1 protein-coding gene is annotated in these 1,758 nt (G+C 73.0%); it reads left to right on the forward strand.

What is annotated here, in order from left to right; translation table 11 throughout:
* Nucleotides 1–226: 226 nt before the first annotated feature.
* The coding region (locus tag AC51EU_RS30200; protein ID WP_496270277.1) for an MFS transporter at nt 227–1,758 on the forward strand (1,532 nt) is incomplete at its 3' end.

Genomic DNA, 1,758 nt, shown 5'->3' on the forward strand with positions numbered 1-1,758 from the left:
GTCCGTCATCCGCCCGATTATCCAGGGCGGCGGGCGGCCGGCCTTCCGCGGCCGCCGCAGGCAACGCGAACCCCTGCGACGAGCGTCTCATCGTGAGGTGAGCCATGCGACGGCTTCGGCGACTCGCGTAATCTGACGTGGCGACTCGCCCCTGCCACCGGTTTCCCCCGGGGCTTTCACGTGCCCTGATCCGCGGCAGCGAGAGCATCACAGAGGAGGTACGTGCATGTCCGGGACGACCCCGTCCGGCCCGGGGCGGACGGCTGGAGTTCCGCGGCGGCCCGGTGGCGGCGCGAACCGATGGACCGTGCTGATCGTGCTCTGCGTCAGCCTGCTCTTCGTCGCGCTGGACACCACGATCCTCTACGTCGCCGTGCCGGCGGTCACCGAGGACCTGCGCCCCGGCCCCGTCGAGCTCCTGTGGATCGTCGACGTCTACCCGCTGATCGCGGCGTCGCTGCTGATCCTCTTCGGCACCCTCGGCGACAAGGTCGGGCGCCGGCGCATCCTGCTGCTCGGCTACGGCCTCTTCGGCGCGGCCTCGGCGCTCGCCGCGCTCGCGACCGCCCCGCCCGTGCTGATGACGGCCCGCGCGCTGCTCGGCATCGGCGGCGCCATGATCATGCCGGCGACGCTGTCGATCCTGCGGCAGGTCTTCCCCGACCGCCGCGAGCGGGCGGTGGCCATCGGGGTGTGGAGCGCGGTGGCCGCGGTCGGCGCCGCGGTCGGCCCGGTGCTCGGCGGGTTCCTCGTCGAGAACTTCTGGTGGGGTTCGGTCTTCCTCATCAACATCCCGATGATGACCGCGATGCTGCTGATAGGCCGCTGGCTGCTGCCCGAGTCGCACGGCGAGCGCAACGGCCCCTGGGACGTGACCGGCGCGGTCGTCGCGGCGCTCGGGGTGCTCGGCGTCGTCCTCGGCGTCAAGCGGATCGGCAGCGGCAGCCCCGTCCTGGGCCTCACCACGCTGGGCCCGATCCTGGCCGGCGCGGTGCTGCTGGTCCTGTTCGTCCGGCGCCAGCGCCGCCGCGCGCATCCGCTGATCGACCTGCGGCTGTTCGCCCGGCCCGCGTTCGGCACCTCCGTGGCCTGCATCGTGCTGGCGATGCTCGCCCTGGTCGGACTCCAGTTGATAGCGGTCCAGTACCTCCAGCTCGTCCTCGGGCTGAGCCCGCTGGAGACCGGGCTGCGGATGCTGCCGCTGGTCTTCTCGGCGATGGCGGCGGGGCTGGCCGGCTCCCGGGTGCTCCAGGCGGCGGGCCCGCGGGCGATGGTCTCGCTGGGCTTCGTGCTCACCGCGGGGGCGGTGCTGTGCCTGACCGCGATGAACGAACACGACCGTTTCTGGCTGCTCGCCCTTGGTTTCGTCCTGCTCGGTTTCGGGTTCCAGACCACGTTGTTCGGCGCGTACGAGTCGATGCTCAACGAGGCGCCCCCGGAGCAGGCCGGCGGGGCCGCCGCCATAGGGGAGACGTCCTACCAGCTCGGCGCGGGCATCGGCGTCGCACTGCTCGGCAGCGTGATGAACGCCGCCTACGCACCGGGCATCGGGCACGTCGACGGCGTGCCCGGGAAGGCCGCCTCGGCCGCCTCGCACTCGCTGGGGGAGGCGTACAAGGTGGCGTCCGGCCTCGGCGGGGCCGCCCGCGAGGCGCTGCGCGAGGTGGCGCGGGACGCCTTCGTCCGCGGGCTGCACATCACCCTCGTCACCAGCGCCGTCCTGCTGCTGGCCGGCGCGGTCATCGCGCTGCGGCTGCC

It is taken from the genome of Candidatus Streptomyces philanthi (genome assembly GCF_059553635.1).